Source organism: Candidatus Liberibacter sp. (assembly GCF_014048425.1).
Taxonomy (GTDB): domain Bacteria; phylum Pseudomonadota; class Alphaproteobacteria; order Rhizobiales; family Rhizobiaceae; genus Liberibacter.
Genome location: NZ_JACETX010000012.1, coordinates 2,225 through 17,482 on the forward strand (window position 1 = coordinate 2,225; position 15,258 = coordinate 17,482).

The window sequence follows — 15,258 nt, forward strand, 5'->3', positions numbered from 1 at the left end:
GACCTGGAAAGAAATCCGCGTTGGAAAATTTGCCTTAATCGTACCAGTAATCACATCTACTGAGGGTCTCTGCGTTGCCATAATGACATGAATTCCTGCTGCACGCGCCATCTGGGCAAGACGTTGCACAGCCCCTTCAATATCTTTCCTGGCAACCATCATTAAATCTGCCATCTCATCTATTACAACAACAATATATGGCATATGCCGAAGATCTAATTGTTCCGTTTCATAAATTGCTTCACCAGTTTTTCGGTCAAATCCAGTCTGAACTGTACGATTTATACTCTTACCTGCATTACAAGACTGTGCGATTTTCATATTAAAGCCATCAATATTTCGCACACCTACTTTCGACATTTTTCGATAGCGCTCTTCCATTTCCCCTACCAACCATTTTAGTGTCGTAACAGCTTTCTTCGGATCAGTGACAACCGGGGTAAGGAGATGAGGTATTCCATCGTAAACAGAAAGCTCCAGCATCTTCGGATCAATCATAATAAGATGGCATTTATCTGGTGTCATCCGATAAAGTAAGGATAAAATCATAGTATTTATCGCCACCGACTTTCCTGAACCGGTAGTCCCAGCTATCAAAAGATGCGGCATCTTAGCTAGATCAGCAACTATTGGCTCTCCTTCAATGTTTTTTCCAAGAGCTATAGCAAGAGCTGATTTATTTCCTTGGAAAACATCTGAAAAGATTAAATCTCTTAACAAAACAGTTTCACGCACATCATTAGGAAGCTCAATTCCTATGGCATTACGCCCTGGTATCACCGCAACACGTGCTGAAACAGCACTCATAGACCTGGATATATCATCGGCAAGACCAATGATACGCGATGATTTAATGCCGGGAGCAGGTTCCAATTCATAAAGGGTAACAACAGGCCCAGGACGAATATTAATAATTTCTCCTTGAATGCCAAAATCCCCTAATACGCCTCCTAATATACAAGCGTTACGCCGCATAACATCCGGAGACAACTTGGTGCCACAAACAAAAGATTTGGGCCTAGAAAGCAACGTTTTGGGAGGAAGAGAAAATTCTCCCATGTCATTGATATTCTCTGAATCAGAGTGAAAGATAGCATCAACATCCTGAAAAGAATTTTCTTGTGGTCTCTCGGTTTGTTTAACTTTTGACGCTTGATCAGAATCTTTGATATCGGAAAGACTTTCATCCAGGACGGGTTCTATCCTGTCACTATTAAAATGAGAATATAAATCAAAATTATGATCTTTTTTTCGGGAAGAAGAAAAAAGACTTCTCACCCCAAAAACCCTAAAAACCCGTGCTTTTAACACATACCAAACATGTTCCAAAGCACCCAATATCAAAGATCCTTTTATATATTCCTCCTGATCTCTTTGTGTAATTTCCAGATTATCTTTGATCTCATAGAGAATCTCATCTTCAACACGACGACCTATAGTTCCGGAAGCAAAAAACGTGAGAGAAATCGTGGTACATAATAATACCATATTAAACAAAAAGTCTCCCATTGCTGTTGGATAGCTTTCAATAAACAAGATAGGAAGACGTATGATCATATCCCCAATGATCCCACCAAATCCATTTTGGATAGGCCAAAATGGAGATGGCGTACAAGAAGCAAGAAAAGCCGCCGAGATAAAAAAATTGGCTATCCAAGCACTGAAGCGTTTCGAAAAACGTTCAACCTTATTACCCGACAATAGTGTTAAGCTCCATATGGCAGGAGGGAACAGCGCTATAACACTCGCAAGACCAAAACACTGAATAATAATGTCAGAAAAGATAGCCCCACCATATCCCATGAAATTTTTCGGCGGATTGCTTGTAGCATATGAATAGCTAGGATCATATACATCCCAGGTAGCCAAAACTAAAACAACGGAGATGAGGATAAGAATCAATAAGAACCCACTCATTACCATTAATTTTTTCTTTAACCAATAAAGGAAATTAAACTTTTTTTCCTTATCGCTTTCTATAACTACTGCTACATTTCCAGACATAAAAAACCCATATTTTCGAGTTTGTGAGATGAACTGAACCCAAGTCTTACCTCACCCAAAAGCATATCTCATTAATCATCTATTAAAGTTAAAAATTAGTTCACCTTTTGTGACAAATTATATAAAATTCATAAAAATAGAATTTACCTCATTGGAAAAACTTTTCAGACTCTTAGCCGATTCGCTTAAAATACTTAAAACATGAAAAATATTATAGACTTGCTGGTAAAAACTGTATTTATACTTTCTAATGGATTGGATTGCTTTTAACTCCTAACTTAAGAATGATAAAATTAATATTGTCCTTTTGGCACCTTCTCTGTTATACTCTTTAGAAGTTTTTCTAGCTTTATTTTTCTCAATATTATTTCTATCTTTGTTCTACGAGGAGATCAACAACAAATGGCTCAAAGACCTTTGATGCCCAAAGCCAGTGCTGTATGGCTTATAGAGAATACATCTATTACCTTCAAACAGATAGCGGATTTTTGTGATCTCCACCCTTTGGAAGTCAAGGCTATTGCAGATGGAGAGGCTTCTCAAGGCATCAGAGGAGTTGATCTCGTTTCTGCTGGTCAGCTCTCGCGTGATGAAATAGCACGAGGAGAGCAAGACAAAAATTATAAACTAAAAATTTCTGAACCAAAAGTTTATGTAACAGCCTCTAATAGACGCAAGACTCGGTATACTCCCGTATCAAAACGTCAAGATAGACCAAACGCCATATTGTGGCTCGTACGCAATCATCCTGAACTCAAGGACGCACAAATTACTCGTCTGGTTAGAACTACAAAGTCGACTATTGAGCAAATTCGTACTCGTACTCACTGGAATTCCCCAAATTTAACCCCTATGGATCCCGTAACGTTAAGTCTCTGCTCCCAGATTGATCTTGATATGGAAGTCAAGAAGAGTGCGAAAAATCATCCAGGAAAAAATAGCATAGAGGAAATGTCAAAAATATTTTCTTCTCGTTAATCTCTAATAGTGTTTTTATCGTTTCTCTACACTTGATGACTTTTTATCATCGTTAGTAATTCGTTTTTTGCTCTTTAAAGATATATTTGTCTTTCTTTCCTAAGGTATAATATCTTCAAATATCGCGATCTTAATTGCATTTTAGAGGGCGATCTCCGAATATACCAGATCCTATCCGTACACTGGTAGAGCCAAATGCAATTGCTGTACCGAAATCTTTAGTCATTCCCATAGACAGTTTCTTAAGTCCACAGTCTCTAGCAATATTGGATAACAAGCAGAAATGAGGTCCTGGATTTTCCTCTATAGGCGGAATACACATCAATCCCTCAACTTTTAGTCCATATTTTTCCTGACATAAGTGAAAAAAATTTTTTGTATCTTTGGGTCTAACTCCGAATTTTTGTGCTTCATTGCCCGTGTTAACCTGGATGTAGATAGATAGACGACGTTTTTGCTTTTCCATTTCAGTAGCAAGCAAGGATGCTATCTTATCTCTACAAACTGTCTCAATCACATCAAAAAGAGAAATAACCTCTGGCACTTTATTCGATTGCAAAGAACCTATAAACCTTAATTCTACATTCCAATTTTGTTTCAAAGAAGACCATTTTATCTGCGCTTCTTTTACCTTGTTTTCAGCAAAAATTGTTTGTCCATAAGATAAAGCAGAATGAATAACATCAACATCTACCATTTTGGAAACAGCGACCAAAGATACACTATTTTTTGAACGTTGTGCGACAACTTCACTTTTTAAAATATTATTCCTTGTTTCTTGTAATCTTGTCTTTAAGATCATAAGCTTCTTACCTATATTCATTCTATAGAATGGGTCAATATACGCCTCTATAAAATAGAACTATCGCAACTGTTTTTTATGCTATAAACTTGAACACTGAAGAACTCCGTATTGGAAATCCAAAATATCTTTTTAACTATCCGAGAAATCCATGGAAACAAAACAGTACAATCCTCAAAAATCCGATCTTATATGGCAACGCCTTTGGGATAAGTCCGGCGTTTTTAATGCTAATAACACAAAAAAAGATAAGAAGCATTATATTCTTGAAATGTTTCCATATCCATCTGGGAAAATCCATATGGGACATCTCAGAAATTACACGATGGGTGACGTGGTAGCACGCTATAAAAGAACACGTGGTCTCAACGTTCTGCATCCGATGGGTTGGGATGCATTTGGAATGCCCGCGGAAAATGCTGCACGCGAAAATGATATACATCCAAAAGAATGGACTTATCGCAATATTGCAACCATGAAGGAACAACTCAAATCTATCGGGCTATCTTTAGATTGGAGCAGAGAATTTGCTACTTGTGACGAAAGCTACTATTGTTTTCAACAATTGCTGTTTTTAGATTTTATAAAGCAAGGTTTAGTCTACCGAAAAAAGTCAAAAGTCAATTGGGATCCTATAGATCAAACTGTTCTTGCCAATGAACAAGTAATTGATGGTCGTGGATGGCGTTCTGGTGTTCTCATAGAGAAACGTGACTTAACCCAATGGTTTTTGAAAATATCTGAATTTTCGCAAGATTTACTTGATTCTCTGGACACCCTTCCTGAATGGCCAGCCAAAGTCAAAACTATGCAAAAAAACTGGATTGGACGTTCTGATGGGCTACAAATCCGTTGGGAAGTTGTTTCCAATACGACAACAAATATCGAAGAAATATTAGTATATACAACAAGACCTGAAACAATTTTTGGTACATCTTTCCTAGCAATAGCTCCGGATCATCCAATCGCCAAAAAACTATTAAGGTCAAGATCCGATATAAGTGATTTTTATGCTGAAACGAAAAGAATCGGAACTGCTTTATCCATATTGGAAAATACTGAAAAAAAAGGCATAGATACTGGAATCCGGGTAAAACATCCTTTAAATCCCAGCTTAGAAATACCTGTTTATGTCGCCAATTTCGTTCTTATGGAATATGGAACCGGAGCAATTTTTGGATGTCCTTCTTGTGACCAACGCGATATGGATTTTGCTCAAAAATACAATTTGCCCATTATCCCAGTAATCATCCCAGATTTTGATCTTTCTCCTTCTCAAATCCCAACCAAAGAAGAGAAAGCATATAGCGGTGATGGTCTCATGATTAATTCACATTTCCTCAACGGCATGACAAATTCAGATGCTGTTAAAGCTATTATATCGCGTTTAGAGAAAACAATGCTTAAGGGTTCTCCTGTAGCTAAAAGAAAAGTTAATTTCCGTTTGCGAGATTGGGGAATATCGCGCCAACGCTATTGGGGTTGTCCTATTCCTATTATTCACTGTCAAAAATGCGGAATTGTTGAAGTTCCCAAAGAAAATTTGCCTGTAAAATTACCAGAAGATATAGATTTCAATATTCGCGGAAATCCACTTGACCATCATCCGACCTGGAAGAAAGTTTCTTGTATAAAATGCGGAGAAAAAGCTCTACGCGAAACAGATACTATGGATACCTTCTTAGATTCTTCGTGGTATTATATGCGCTTTATATCGCCTCATGCGAAAACTCCTATAGATAGACACTTATCGGATTATTGGTTGCCAGTTGATCAATATATCGGTGGTATTGAACATGCAATTTTACACTTACTGTATTCTCGATTTTTCACACGTGCATTAAGCATGTCTGGATATACTAAGATTAAAGAACCTTTTAAAAATCTATTTACTCAAGGGATGGTTATCCACGAGGTGTATTACCAATTAGATGGTGCAAAAAAGAAGTATTTCACTCCCGAAGAAATATGTTTAAAGGAGATAGACGGACAGCGTTGCGCTTTTCGAATATCCGATAATTCTAAAGTGATTATTGGTCCCTTGGAAAAAATGTCAAAGTCAAAGAAAAATATAGTAAATCCAGAAGAAATCATAAAAATTTATGGGGCTGATACAGCTCGTTTATTCGTTTTATCAGATTCTCCACCCGATCGTGATATGATATGGTCAAGATCCGGTGTAGATTCTGTGCATAAATTTATACAGCATATTTGGTGTTTAATTAACAATGCAAAAACTGAATTACAGAAGGTTTCTCCAAAATCTACAAAGGAATCCAAAGAATTATATATTTCTCAATCTTCCCACAAAACATTAAAGCTCATGGAGGAAAATTATGAGAAACTTTCTTTTAACAAAGCTGTCGCTCATATCCATGAATTAATGAACATTCTGGAAAAACCGCTTATAAAAATGGCAAAAGGGAATTGTGATGAAACATTTAAATCGGCTGTAAAAGAAGCTGTAGAAATATTAATACTTGTCATGTCTCCAATGATGCCCCATCTTGCAGAAGATTGTTGGAAACTTTTAGGAAATGCAGGGTTAGTAGTACATCAAAAATGGCCACAATTTGACCATTTTCTGGTAACAGAAATGGATATTATACTGCCTATTCAAATAAATGGGAAAAAACGCACTCAACTCAAAGTACCAAAAGATGCGCATGATGATTTTATCAGAAAAGCTGTGTTAAATTTAGAAACCATAAAAAAGGTTTTAAAAGGAAAAACTCCGAAAAAAGTGATAATTGTACCACAGAGGATTGTTAACATTGTTATTTAGAAAAAAATATATAATTTGCACAATATTCGTCTTTTGCAACTGTCTTTATCTCACCAGTTGTCAAATTTATCCTTTGTATTATTACAAAAAAAGGAATGATAAAGGGTATATCCATACTATAGAAATATCACAAGCCTCTGATTATATCGAAAAAGCAGTTCGAGATCGCTTAATTTTTCTCATGTCCCCTGAACTTACTAGAGGAAAATACAAACTCAATATGAGTGTTACCCGTAGAGGCAATAGCAATATAAGTAATAATGGTTTATTTGGTAAAGTAGGGCGCATTAATCTACAAGCAGTTTATTCTTTACAAAAAGCATCTGATGGAGAGATAATTTATAAAGGGCATATACACGCAAATTCTTTGTTTGATTTTTCAAATCAAGAATTTTCTAAGATTCGTATTGTTAAAGATACAGAGGAAAAAACTTCTAAAGAATTAGCGGAGAACATTCGTATCGATGTTATAAGCTTTTTAAAAACTATAGATTAATTTAATGGTTACAATAAAATCTTATGAATTTGAAAAAAAATCCTTCAATAATTTCCTCTCTTCCTACTTCATGTTTATTTTTCATGGATCAGATAAAGGACTAATATCTGAACTAATTAATAAACTAAAGGAAAAAATAGGTGTCTCTTACGATGATCCCTTCTCATTGGTTAATTTAAATTCTTTCGAGATCCAAAAAAATCCAGAAAAATTATGGAATGAAGTAAATTCAATTAATCTTTTTAATAAAAAGAAAGTCATTCTGATTGAAAATGCATTAAATGAAAAAAAAATTTTAGATTCTTTGGAAGAAATTATTGCAAAAAATCTAAATAAAAATTTTATTATCATCCAATCAAAAGAATTAAAGAAAGATATGCGTCTTAGGAAAATAGGAGAAAAAAAATCCTCTGTCCTTTCTATATCTTGTTATCCTGATAACCAACGAACTCTCATCTCTTTGATTGAGGAGGAACTCCTTTCTAAAAAACGTCGTATATCACAGGAAGCATATCAAATATTGCTTTCTCATTTAGGAGGAGACCGTATCGCTTCTCGAAATGAACTGCAAAAACTCTCATCTTATTGCCTAGAAGAAACTTTAATACAAGAAGAACACGTAAAAGATATAATTAGCGATACAAATACTTTATACATTGAAGAAACTGTCAATGCTGCTATATGCGGAGATGTCCGCAAGTCAACTTTTCTAGTTGAGAAATTTTTTTCATCAAAAATGCCAGCATATTCCTTGTTGCATGGATGTTTTCGAAAATTTCAACTTCTTGATAAAATGCATATCGAAACTATATGTTCAGGTGAATCTCTTATAGAAATAATACAGAAATTTGAAAAACATGGTTTTCATAAGAGGAAATTACTACTACAAAAATCTTTGCAAATCTGGCAACAAAACATAGTGGAAATATTTTTATATAAAATAGATAAAGGAATCCAATTAATAAGAAAAAAACCCATACTTGAAAAAAGCATAACTTCTCAAATTATCTTACTCATTGCTCAAACAGCCGACAAAAAACTGCAGAGATAAAATCTCTATTCAGGAAAAAGAGAGATGCAATCAAACTAATATATTTTTATCTCTTCAAGAAAAATACAACAACAGATCCAATCTGTCTCAATTTTTTTCTAAGAGAGAACATATTGCATCTAGTTGTGCGATCGTTTTATATTTAATACGCACTTGACCCTTGTCATCTTTACATTCTATGGAAACTTTCAAACCAAGTCTATCAGATAAACTGCGTTCCAATATCATTAAATCAGAACTTTTACTGGCATCAGCTTTTAAAGAATTTCTTATATTTTTTTCTCTATTCTCCGCCTTTCTTACCAATTCCTCCGTATCACGTACTGACATTTTTTTAGAAACGATAATTTCAGCTAAAGCCAAAGGATTAGCCGTCAAAATCAAGGCTCGAGCGTGTCCTAACGAAAGATCTCCCTTTGAAAGCATTTCTTTGACGGGATCAGGTAATTTCAAAAGCCTTAGTATATTAGAAATATGACTACGACTTTTCCCTATAATTTTTCCCAGATCATTTTGTGTATATTCATATTCAGAAATCAATTTTTCATAACCAAAAGCTTCTTCTAAAGGGTTTAAATCTTTACGTTGTACGTTTTCTATAATAGCAATTTCAAGAGAAGACTTCTCATCCATATTTCGTATAATAACAGGAATTTCTGATAATTTAGCAAGCTGAGCAGCCCGCCAACGCCGCTCACCAGCAATTATTTCATATGAATTCTTGTCTATTTCACGCACAAGAACTGGCTGGACTATACCATGACAACGGATAGAATCTGCAAGCTCTTGTAGTTCTTCCGAATCAAAAGAGTCCCGAGGATTATATGGGCTAGGAGATATAGATTGAATTGATACATAATGTTCAGATATAGAGGGAGATTCTGAAAGACTTTTATCAAAATCAGAAGATTGATCAACCTCACCTATAAGATCTGCAAGACCACGACCAAGTCGACGTTTGGCATTATTACTACTTACCATACCTTTTTCCTCAACCTTAAGCAGCTTCTTTTCGCTGACGCTCCCGTCGAATTAATTCTGAAGCCAGACGCAGATAGGCCTGACTCCCTGTACACTTTAAATCATATACAATAGCAGGTTTTCCGTGAGAAGGAGCCTCAGAAATTCTAACATTTCTTGGAATTATGGTTTGATATACTTTTTCTCCAAGGTTTTTTCGTACATCTGAAACAACTTGTCTAGCCAAACTGTTTCGCGAATCAAACATAGTTAATACAATTCCTTGTATATCAAGAATTGGATTTACTGTACGACGAACTTCTTCAACAGTTTCCAAGAGCTGACTTAATCCTTCTAATGCAAAAAACTCACATTGAAGTGGAACCAATATTGAATCTGCCGCTGCCATAGCATTCATAGTTAAAAGATTAAAAGAAGGAGGACAATCCAATAAAATATAAGAAAAATTATGGATTGACTTTACAGATAAAGCATTAGAAAGACGAAATATTCTATCTTTTTCCCTACCTATTTTCATTTCTATTCCTAATAAATCCATAGTAGAAGGAATAATTGACAAGTTTGGAATAGATGTTTTGATCAGGACTTGATCTAAACTATTTTTTCCAACTAATATTTCATAAGAAGAATATTTTCTTTTGTATAATTCAATACCCAAACCAGTACTTGCATTACCTTGAGGATCCAAGTCTATCAATAAAACATTTTCCCCAATAGCTGCTAAAGCAGTAGAAAGATTAATGGCTGTTGTAGTTTTACCAACTCCACCTTTTTGATTGGCTATAGTAATAATACGACTGTTTCCCTCTTTCATCATATATCCTTTATATATTTTAGACACCAAAATACGTTTTAAAACGAGAAATTTTTAAAATAAAAGAATCATATTTTCATGTTTTATAAGAGAAAAATCTTAACGACATCGTTTCTTATTAATTTCTGATTTATAATTAATCCTTCTTTATAGAAAAACGCCTTACTGTCATGATTTTTAGCCATCCCAGAAAAACTTATATTTTATGCATTTATTAAATAATGCAGGAGATTGTTAAATAAGGCAAGGAAAAACTGTATTTTATGTCTTAATTATCTAAAAAATAACATGCAAAAACAAGATTTTTTATTATTGTAATGAAATCAACCTATCTTTGACCAGATTCAGCGATATGAATAGAAATTAAAACCCTAGGAAAAACCGCTTATATACTTCCAAAAAAAACAAAAAAACACTCAAACTGAAAAATACAGTCCATCTTTATTTTTATATTTTTAAAAAATCTATTGTATACGACAATCCCAAATTGATAATTTAAATCTACTTAAAAAGTCATAGAAGATACCTATGTTCTTTTTGGTGTTTCACGTGAAAACAGTATAATGATTCAAAAAAAAAGATCAAATATAGTATATTTTTTCTTAAATTATTATGTTTTATTTTAAATAATTTTTCTTATTTTTTAGAAAATCCTTTCTTAATACATATTAATAGCAAATTCAAAGCCGCAGGAGTCATTCCATCAATTTTTGAAGCTTGAGATAAATTAAACGGTTTTATACGAGATAGTTTTTCTTTTAATTCATTTGAAAGAGCAGGAAGAGATGAATAATCAAAATGATCTGGTATAAGTCTTTTTTCTTCACGTTGAATATCTATTGCTTCTGTCCTTTGCCTCTGCGTATAAATTTCATAAGAAGATTCGATTCTAATCTTTTCAAGGATACTTGGAGAAAATTTACAAAAATCAGAACATATTAAAGAAAGATTTATAATAGAAAAATCTGGATAAGATAAGAAATCATATGCAGTGCGTATTTTTCCATTTTGTTTTAGAGGAATAGAAAGATGAGAGGTATTTTGAGAGGTTAAAACCAAAGATTTCAAAAGATTTTTCGCCAAGTTATACTCTTGTCTATATTTTTTAAAACGTTCTCTTCGTTCTCTTCCAATACATCCTAATTCTATACCAAAAGGAGTTAAACGATTGTCAGCATTATCCGTTCGAAGGAAAAGACGATATTCCGCACGAGAAGTAAACATTCTATAGGGCTCAAGAACACCTTTAGATGTTAAATCGTCTATCATAACTCCAATATAGGAGTTAGTACGACTAAAACTAACACAATCCAAATTATTAGATTTACGAGCAGCATTTATTCCAGCAACCAATCCTTGAGAAGCAGCTTCTTCATATCCTGTTGTCCCATTGATCTGTCCAGCCAAAAATAATCCTGAAATTTTTTTGGTTTCTAAAGTTGGGTATAATTCTTGCGGATTCACATAATCATACTCAATTGCATATCCTGGTTGAATAATTTTGACTTTTTCTAATCCTGGAATTGTGCGAACAAATTGATGCTGTATTTTTTCTGGTAAAGCAGTAGATATGCCATTTGGATATACCACATCTGTATGAAGCCCTTCAGGTTCTAAAAAAACCTGATGTCCATCGCGTTCTCCAAATCTCATAATTTTATCTTCTATCGATGGACAATATCTCGGACCAATAGAGTTAATATTACCTGAATAAATTGAAGAATATTTTATATTTTCGGAAATAATACGATGTGTTTCTGAAGTTGTCCTGGTTATTCCACACTCAATCTGAGTATTAGTAATTTTATCAGTCATAAAAGAAAAAGGAATTGGATTTTTATCAGCAGATTGTTTTGCAATTTTTTCCCAAGAAATAGTTTTTCCATCAAGACGAGCAGGGGTTCCAGTTTTAAGACGTCCAATTTTAAAATTAAATTTCATAAGACTATTAAAAATAGAATTTGATGGAGGCTCACCTATTCTACCAGCTGGAGTTTTGAAATTTCCTATATGAATAACGCCTCTCAAAAACGTTCCCGTAGTCAAAATCACTGTACCACAACGTAATATACCAGTATTTTTTATCACCACAGAACTGATCTTGTTTTCTTTTATATTAAAATCAACTACTTCACCTTCAATAACATCAAGATTATTGTATGAAAAAATATTTTTTTGAATTTCCGAACGATATAGGTCTCGATCTGCCTGAGTTCGTGGTCCACGTACTGCTGGTCCTTTTCTGAGATTTAACATACGAAATTGTATGCCAGAAGCATCGGCAGCACGCCCCATCAAACCATCTAAAGCATCTATTTCTCTGACAAGATGTCCCTTTCCAATGCCACCAATAGCTGGATTACACGACATAGATCCTATAGTAGAAATTTTATGGGTTATCAGTACCGTATCAGAACCCAATCGTGCTGCTGCTGCTGCTGCTTCACAACCAGCATGTCCTCCCCCAATAACAATAACATCATAATATTTTTTTAACATACTTTACCTCACTACAAGTGATACAATCACTTACCAATACAAAATTTTGCAAAGATAATGTCAAGTAGTTGTTCCACATCAATTTTTCCTGTTATTTTCCCAAGAGAAATAGATGATAATCGTAAATTTTCAGCAATAACATCCAAATCATCGTTTTTTTGATTTAAAGCTCTGTCTAAAAATTCTTTAGCTTGAAACAAATTGTCTAAATGTCTTTTTTGGCTTGGAATAGACATAGAATTTTTTTTGAATTTATTAGAAAGAATTTCTTTTATTTTATCTATTAATTCTTCTAAACCTTCTCCCGTAAAAACGGATATAAGGTGATCATATCCATCGGAAACATTAGGATGAATATCTTTTTTTGTTCCTATAAAAATAAAATCAGTATTTTTAGGAAAAGAAATTTCTGTTTTTAAAGAAATTTCTTGCAATAATAGAATTAAATTAGCACTTTCTATCTCAAGATATGCTCTTTTAATACCTTCTTTTTCAACTATATTCTCCGTCTCACGAATACCCGCAGTATCTAATATTTTTACAAGATATCCATCTAAATCTAAGTCTATTGTAAGAATATCACGTGTCGTTCCAGGAATATCAGTAACTATGGCAACATCTCTTTTTGCAAGAGCATTAAATAAACTAGATTTGCCTGCGTTAGAATGACCTAAAATAACAATTTTATAACCGTCACGAATAATTTCTCCTAAATTGCCTTGAGATATGTGAGAAGAAATTTCATTTCTAAGCGAAGATATTTCTTTCCAAATTTTTTCAGAGGAAAAAGACTGCACATCTTCCTCATCTGAAAAATCCAAATCAGCTTCTATGAAAGCACGCGCAAAAGTTAGTTTATCTGTCCATTTATTATATAAATTAGATAAATTTCCAGATATTCCCTCTATAGAAAGACGACGTTGCATCTCGGTTTCAGAAGAAATTAAGTCAGCTAAACTTTCTACTTCAAGTAAATCAATTTTTCCATTCTCAAAAGCTCTACGAGAAAATTCTCCTGGATTTGCGTGACGTAAACCTGGTATTTTAGATAGTTCTTCCAAAATAGCACGTACAACAGCAGGACCACCATGAACTTGTAACTCAGCACAATCCTCACCCGTAAACGACTCCGGTGAGGGAAATATAATCAACAAACCTCTATCTAGTATACGACCATCTTTACCAAAAAAATTTCTTAGAGATGCTACGCGCGGCAAAGGATTATTCTTCTTGCAAATAAGTTCACAAATCTGAAAACATGCAGATCCAGATAAACGAATAACGGCAATAGCCGAAGGAAGACTTCCGCTTGATAAAGCAAAAATAACTTCTCTCTCGTAATCCATAAACAATCTTTTCTATAATAAAGAATATAAACAGCCTACTTTAGAGCTAATTTTGTTTATTCATAGAATAAAAGAAATCTTTATTATCTTTCGTCTGTTTTAACTTATCTATCAAAAATTCTATAGCATCAGCACTACTCATAGAAGAAACAATCCGACGTAACATAAACACTTTTTGAAGATCTTGCCGCTCTACCAACAACTCTTCTTTTCGAGTTCCGGATTTAATAATATCCATAGCAGGAAAAATACGCTTATCTGCTATTTTTCTATCTAACACGAATTCAGAAGTTCCAGTACCCTTAAATTCTTCAAAAATAACCTCATCCATACGACTCCCTGTATCAACCAGTGCCGTACCAATTATGGTGAGAGAACCACCTTCTTTTATGTTTCTTGCTGCTCCAAAAAATCTCTTTGGACGTTGAAGTGCATTAGCATCAATTCCTCCGGTTAATACTTTTCCGGAAGAAGGTATAACAGCATTGTAAGCACGACATAAACGAGTAATTGAATCCAACAATATAACCACATCAAGTCCATGTTCTACCAAACGCTTAGCTTTCTCAATTACCATTTCAGCAACTTGGACATGACGAGTAGCAGATTCGTCAAATGTTGAAGACACTACCTCTCCTTTAACCGATCTCTGCATATCAGTAACTTCTTCTGGCCGTTCATCAATAAGCAATACAATTAAGTAACACTCCTTGTGATTAGTTGTAATAGAATGAGCAATATTTTGAAGAAGAACTGTTTTACCCGTTCGAGGAGGAGCAACTATGAGACTTCTCTGCCCTTTTCCAATAGGAGCTATCAAATCAATCACACGAGAAGATATATCCTTATGTGTTGGATCATCTAACTCCATTTTAAATCTTTGATCAGGATAAAGTGGCGTTAAATTATCAAAATGTATTTTATGTCTAATTTTTTCCGGAGAATCAAAATTTATAGCATTCACTTTTAAAAGAGCAAAATACCGCTCACCATCCTTAGGAGCACGAATTGGACCTTCAACCGTATCACCTGTTTTCAAAGAAAAACTTCTAATCTGCTGAGGAGAAACATAAATATCATCGGGACCAGCTAAATAATTGGCATCAGCAGAACGCAAAAAACCAAAACCATCTTGAAGAACCTCAATAACTCCTTCTCCTATAATCTTCATATCCCTACTAGAAAGAACCTTCAATATGGAAAACATAAGCTCTTGCTTACGCATAATGTTAGCGTTTTCTATGTTAAGTGACTCGGCAAACGCAAGAAGTTTGGTTGGAGATTTGTTTTTAAGCTCTTGAAGCATCATTTCAGACATAGAGTAAGACCATCCAAATATTTGTATTTAAGAAAAAAGGAAAAGTGGCATTTATCATATGGAAAAGGGAACACAATAGGGGAAACTGTGCCTTTTAAAATTGACTACCATATAACCATAGTAACTGATAACAATTTTCAATCAAACTGCAAGAGAATTAATATAAAATATAAAATATAACCTT

10 protein-coding genes and 1 pseudogene are annotated in these 15,258 nt (G+C 34.1%); 4 read left to right on the forward strand and 7 right to left on the reverse strand.

Translation table 11 applies throughout. The features are described 5' to 3' along the window. Positions 1-2,004: FtsK/SpoIIIE family DNA translocase (locus tag H0G72_RS02290; protein ID WP_259345103.1), on the reverse strand; the 2,004-nt coding region annotated here is incomplete at its 3' end. Between the two features lie 402 nt (positions 2,005-2,406). Here H0G72_RS02290 and H0G72_RS02295 point away from each other — a divergent pair. Continuing rightward, positions 2,407-2,934, forward strand: a pseudogene (locus H0G72_RS02295) (DUF1013 domain-containing protein); the annotation flags it as partial. Between the two features lie 178 nt (positions 2,935-3,112). Here the strand turns inward: H0G72_RS02295 and H0G72_RS02300 are convergent. After that, positions 3,113-3,784: a YggS family pyridoxal phosphate-dependent enzyme gene (locus H0G72_RS02300; protein WP_182017178.1), complete on the reverse strand. Its 672-nt coding sequence runs from the start codon at positions 3,782-3,784 to the stop codon at positions 3,113-3,115. 151 nt (positions 3,785-3,935) lie between these two features. Between H0G72_RS02300 and leuS the strand changes: the two genes are divergently transcribed. The 3 genes from leuS (at position 3,936) to holA (ending at position 8,116) form a co-directional block, all read left to right on the forward strand. Continuing rightward, positions 3,936-6,569, forward strand: a complete 2,634-nt coding sequence (leuS, locus tag H0G72_RS02305; RefSeq protein ID WP_182017179.1) for a leucine--tRNA ligase — start codon at positions 3,936-3,938, stop codon at positions 6,567-6,569. Between the two features lie 220 nt (positions 6,570-6,789). Further along, entirely contained in the window at positions 6,790-7,065 is a 276-nt protein-coding gene (locus H0G72_RS02310; RefSeq protein ID WP_182017180.1) for a hypothetical protein, read from the forward strand. A 4-nt stretch (positions 7,066-7,069) separates the two neighbouring features. Beyond that, on the forward strand, positions 7,070-8,116 hold the full coding sequence (holA, locus tag H0G72_RS02315) for a DNA polymerase III subunit delta (RefSeq protein ID WP_182017181.1): 1,047 nt from the start codon (positions 7,070-7,072) through the stop codon (positions 8,114-8,116). Positions 8,117-8,203: 87 nt separating this feature from the next. Here holA and H0G72_RS02320 read toward each other — a convergent pair whose 3' ends face one another. The 5 genes from H0G72_RS02320 to rho all read right to left on the reverse strand — a co-directional run bounded on the left by H0G72_RS02320 (position 8,204) and on the right by rho (position 15,074). Next, positions 8,204-9,097 carry a ParB/RepB/Spo0J family partition protein gene (locus H0G72_RS02320; protein ID WP_182017182.1) on the reverse strand — a complete coding sequence of 298 codons (894 nt, stop codon included), beginning with the start codon at positions 9,095-9,097 and terminating at the stop codon, positions 8,204-8,206. Between the two features lie 16 nt (positions 9,098-9,113). After that, complete coding sequence (locus tag H0G72_RS02325) at positions 9,114-9,911, reverse strand: ParA family protein (RefSeq protein ID WP_182017200.1); 798 nt, start codon at positions 9,909-9,911, stop codon at positions 9,114-9,116. A gap of 636 nt (positions 9,912-10,547) precedes the next feature. Beyond that, the gene (gene mnmG / locus H0G72_RS02330) at positions 10,548-12,410 is read right to left on the reverse strand and encodes a tRNA uridine-5-carboxymethylaminomethyl(34) synthesis enzyme MnmG (RefSeq protein WP_182017183.1); all 1,863 of its coding nucleotides are present in this window, start codon (positions 12,408-12,410) and stop codon (positions 10,548-10,550) included. A gap of 26 nt (positions 12,411-12,436) precedes the next feature. Next, positions 12,437-13,756, reverse strand: a complete 1,320-nt coding sequence (gene mnmE / locus H0G72_RS02335) for a tRNA uridine-5-carboxymethylaminomethyl(34) synthesis GTPase MnmE (protein WP_182017184.1) — start codon at positions 13,754-13,756, stop codon at positions 12,437-12,439. A 46-nt stretch (positions 13,757-13,802) separates the two neighbouring features. Next, complete coding sequence (gene rho, locus H0G72_RS02340) at positions 13,803-15,074, reverse strand: transcription termination factor Rho (RefSeq protein WP_182017185.1); 1,272 nt, start codon at positions 15,072-15,074, stop codon at positions 13,803-13,805. Positions 15,075-15,258: the final 184 nt, after the last annotated feature.

What these genes read in the sequence shown, in the direction of transcription:
- H0G72_RS02310 (WP_182017180.1), top strand. Translation starts at nt 6,790, where the DNA reads ATGAGTGTTACCCGTAGAGGCAATAGCAATATAAGTAATAATGGTTTA.
- H0G72_RS02320 (WP_182017182.1), bottom strand. Translation starts at nt 9,097, where the DNA reads ATGGTAAGTAGTAATAATGCCAAACGTCGACTTGGTCGTGGTCTTGCA.
- holA (WP_182017181.1), top strand. Translation starts at nt 7,070, where the DNA reads ATGGTTACAATAAAATCTTATGAATTTGAAAAAAAATCCTTCAATAAT.
- H0G72_RS02325 (WP_182017200.1), bottom strand. Translation starts at nt 9,911, where the DNA reads ATGAAAGAGGGAAACAGTCGTATTATTACTATAGCCAATCAAAAAGGT.
- rho (WP_182017185.1), bottom strand. Translation starts at nt 15,074, where the DNA reads ATGTCTGAAATGATGCTTCAAGAGCTTAAAAACAAATCTCCAACCAAA.
- mnmG (WP_182017183.1), bottom strand. Translation starts at nt 12,410, where the DNA reads ATGTTAAAAAAATATTATGATGTTATTGTTATTGGGGGAGGACATGCT.
- leuS (WP_182017179.1), top strand. Translation starts at nt 3,936, where the DNA reads ATGGAAACAAAACAGTACAATCCTCAAAAATCCGATCTTATATGGCAA.
- mnmE (WP_182017184.1), bottom strand. Translation starts at nt 13,756, where the DNA reads ATGGATTACGAGAGAGAAGTTATTTTTGCTTTATCAAGCGGAAGTCTT.
- H0G72_RS02300 (WP_182017178.1), bottom strand. Translation starts at nt 3,784, where the DNA reads ATGATCTTAAAGACAAGATTACAAGAAACAAGGAATAATATTTTAAAA.